The 2,299-nt window shown below is 37.8% G+C and carries 3 protein-coding genes; 2 read left to right on the forward strand and 1 reads right to left on the reverse strand.

Translation table 11 applies throughout. The features are described 5' to 3' along the window. Nucleotides 1–218: 218 nt before the first annotated feature. Nucleotides 219–533 (forward strand): type II toxin-antitoxin system HigB family toxin, encoded by a 315-nt coding sequence (locus tag ACFINE_RS09540; RefSeq protein WP_317993618.1) that lies wholly within the window; start codon nucleotides 219–221, stop codon nucleotides 531–533. Next, nucleotides 530–886, forward strand: a complete 357-nt coding sequence (locus ACFINE_RS09545) for a type II toxin-antitoxin system HigA family antitoxin (protein ID WP_156851753.1) — start codon at nucleotides 530–532, stop codon at nucleotides 884–886. Before ACFINE_RS09540 ends, ACFINE_RS09545 begins: the two co-directional genes overlap by 4 nt. A gap of 97 nt (nucleotides 887–983) precedes the next feature. On the opposite strand, the gene ACFINE_RS09550 is transcribed toward ACFINE_RS09545, so the two are convergent. Further along, nucleotides 984–1,802, reverse strand: a complete 819-nt coding sequence (locus ACFINE_RS09550) for a DNA adenine methylase (protein WP_375621870.1) — start codon at nucleotides 1,800–1,802, stop codon at nucleotides 984–986. Nucleotides 1,803–2,299 lie beyond the last annotated feature (497 nt).

Raw genomic sequence — 2,299 nt, forward strand, 5'->3', positions numbered from 1 at the left:
GTGCCGTCGTCAACCTCGACAACTTCAACACCGTGTAGAAAACCTGTTGCCATACTTTATGCTCCTTTAAATGAGGGATGAATTAAAATGAATGGGAAAAATGAGAGGTAAAAAGCCGCTCTTGAGAAAGGTTTGTTTTCAACAAGCACTTTCTTTTTATAAATATCTTGACTTGGTCCCAAAATGGTACTAAGATTGATAAAAATCAGGATAAACTTATGAAAATTGTTAAAATCTCCACACTTCAAACTTTTTGGGCTCGATATCCTGATGCTGAACAACCGTTAAAAGCATGGGTAGATGAAGCTAAAAATGCGCAGTGGCGTTCTCCTCATGACATTAAAGAGAAGTATAAAAATGCAAGCATATTAAAGAATAATCGTGTTGTTTTTAATATTAGAGGCAATGATTATCGTTTAGTTGTTTCAATCTTTTATCCAGCAGGTTGGCTTTATATAAAATTTATAGGGACACACAAACAGTATGATGCAATTGATGCTAATACTGTAGAACTAAAGGAATTTAAGAAATGAATATCAAACCACTTCGCACTGAAAGAGATTATCAAGAAGCTTTAGAAATTGTGTCTGCAATGTTTGACAATCAACCTAAAGAGAATACTCCAGAATTTGATCAAATGGAGGTTCTTGTGTTGTTGATTGAAGCGTATGAAGCAGAACACTATCCTGTTTCTCCTCCTCACCCGATTGAAGCTATTAAATTTAGAATGGAACAAATGAACTTAAGTGCTAAAGATCTCGTTCCTGCGATTGGTCATTTAAATCGTGTTTATGAAATCTTGAGTGGTAAAAGAAAATTAACACTGCGCATGATTAAAAACTTGCACCAACAGTTCAATATTCCACTAGAAAGTCTGATAGCTTAGGTTTTATACTAATTTATTTTTTTGAAAGATTTTTAAGGGGTTTCAAAAGGTCTTCAAAGATCATTTAAAGACCCTTTAATATGTATTATTTCTCGTTTTAGAAATCGCAATTTGAGATGATCAGCTCTTGAGCCGGCATTGGATTATTTGAACCACATGTATAAGATGTATTCACTTCTTTTAGTTTAAATTGGCTAAAGGTTTTTCGGATCTCTGGCACATCATTGAGAGACAGAACAAACTTTCGCTTTAATTGTGCAAGCAGTGTGGACATCGTCTGGTAATCCTCTCGCTTAAACAAATCCTTGCCATAGCAATTCTCAACGCCCCAATAAGGTGGATCAAGGTAAAACAAGGTCGTTGGCCGGTCATAACGCCTGATAAAATCAAACCAATCTAAATGTTCAATAGTGACACCTGATAAACGCCGGTAAATAAGCTTTAAGAACCCTTCAAGTTTGAAAGAGTTAAACCGTGCACCACGGTGGGGATCAACTCCAAAGGTACGCTTTGCCACCTGCCCACCAAAACTCAACCGCTGTAGATATAAAAACCGCAAAGCTCGCTCTAAATCCGTAAGCGTCTTTGGATCTTGTAACGTAAAACGTTGAAACGCCTCACGGCTGCTAATCTGGAACTCCAACAGATCCATAAAAGGGTGATAATGGCGTTGCAACACCCGAAAAAAATTCACCACATCGCCTGAGCGATCATTGATGACTTCATATAAGGGAATCAATTTCCGCCTAAAGAATATTCCTCCCATGCCAACAAAAGGTTCGGCATAAGTGCGATGGGGAATGCCTTCAATGATTTTGATAATGGTTTTTGCCAACTTTATTTTGCCACCAACATAAGCGGCAGCTGGTTCTATAGGATCAATAGATTTTAATTTTTCTTTACAAAGTATATCCATCATTTTTTAACACTCTTCCATCTATATTAGCCATCTTCTCACTGTTTCCAAGTGATAAGAAGTGGCTGCGATGTTGAGTTGAGTTGCATCGGACGGGTTGTTCGCAAAACTGTTCCCGTTGGCTGGACTACCAGCCCAGCCTCTATTTTTTCTTTCTTTCTTTGGTTTGGTGTTTCTAGGATAATTCCTGTGATATATCTGCTTGATTTCTCATAGCGATAGGTTATCAGAGCGGCTTGCCAAGAGCCGTTGATCTCTTTACAAAATTTTTGAAGTAGAAGAGGGGATTAGTCATGATTTCGGGGCATCCCTCTAGAGATAAAGAATGACTTCACTACAGTGCAGCAGAGACTATTCACTTCTGTTGCCATCTTGCTCTCCAAATCAATGAAGAGACTATAACAACCATCATCATGCTCCATAAGACTGACACTGTCAGTCAAAAAAGCCCTTTAAAAGGACTTAAAAACATATAAGCCTGCTTATAGAACAGCTAT

Source organism: Bartonella sp. AA97HXZ (assembly GCF_042196985.1).
Lineage (GTDB): Bacteria > Pseudomonadota > Alphaproteobacteria > Rhizobiales > Rhizobiaceae > Bartonella.